Raw genomic sequence first — 1,199 nt, forward strand, 5'->3', positions numbered from 1 at the left:
AGAGTGATGGCGAAAGGGAATGAAAAGCGGCATTGGCGACGGACTTGTTCACAATCCGGGCGCAGTCGAACGGCCTCGCTCCGGGCCTCATCGCCCGGCTTGATGAATAAGTCCGGATGTCCTATAATGCCGTGCGTGCCGACGCCGATAAGCCGCTTTGTTGAATTTTGGATTCTAACACGGGATTGGAGTTGCTTTGATTATCGGTCCGCTGAGGACGCGGCATCACATCGAACGTTCTGCTAAGAATGAAGACATTCGCCATCATCTCCGTCCTTGCCTGCCTGGGATTCGTGCGTGCGGATATTCCCATAGTGCCCAATTCCCTCTCACCCGATGGCAAGATCCATGCGGTGATGGATTTCGATAGAGACCCAAAGATATCCCCCGAATGGAAGGGGGACAGCTTTCCCCAGATCGAGATCACCAAGAAGGACTCTGGACGGGTTTTAGCGTCCATTGGGTATTTTGGATCGCCGGGTGATGACGCCCGTCCGCTTCGTGATCATGTGCATGTGAGCTGGCGACCCGATTCAAAAGCGTTTGGTGTTACCATTGATGACAGGCTCTACTCTTCATGCGTGATCTACGTGCTCAACGCTGACGGAAAGTTTATCGCAGCACCAGCACCCCCAACGGACTACGAGAAGATGACGGGATTCCCAACTCCGAATACTGATGATCTTCGTCCGCGGGGGCGAGACCGAGTTGTTGGATGGGATGAGCAAGGGCGATTGATTTACAGCATTTTTCGTTCGCCTCTGCCTACATTTAAGGGGAAGGATCCCCTTCAGCATCGAGTATATTTGGACGTTACTCCTGATTCCGTAACAGTCGTGCGCGTTGATCGTGAAGAGGGTGAGTGGAGCAACGGTGGCTGGATACCAACGAAGAAGCAAAACCCCAAAGATAGCTTCGGGCGATAGCCCCGATGCTATCCGTTGTGGAACATCAGAGGATTTAGTGGGCAGCGCAGCCAAGTGGTTGGTTTCGCAGGGAGTTATCCACATGGCTCCGCTGCGAGAATGGGTCATAAGAAGCTTATCGGAGTGACGGGGCCTTGTGGGTAACTGTAAGCGCCCAACAGAACCCCTCTATTCAAGCGGGGCATAAGTGCCATAGACTGGAGATCTATGGCATCTACGTCTGAAACCACCGCTACTTCCACTATCATCAAAAGCGACCGTATCGGCCGGACG

Annotated in this window: 1 protein-coding gene; it reads left to right on the forward strand. The window is 53.3% G+C overall.

Translation table 11 applies throughout. The annotated features are described in order from the left end of the window. Window positions 1-248 precede the first annotated feature (248 nt). The gene (locus ACFQY0_RS21150; RefSeq protein ID WP_379717037.1) at window positions 249-926 is read left to right on the forward strand and encodes a hypothetical protein; all 678 of its coding nucleotides are present in this window, start codon (window positions 249-251) and stop codon (window positions 924-926) included. Window positions 927-1,199: the final 273 nt, after the last annotated feature.

It is taken from the genome of Haloferula chungangensis (assembly GCF_042664875.1).
Taxonomy (GTDB): domain Bacteria; phylum Verrucomicrobiota; class Verrucomicrobiia; order Verrucomicrobiales; family Akkermansiaceae; genus Haloferula; species Haloferula chungangensis.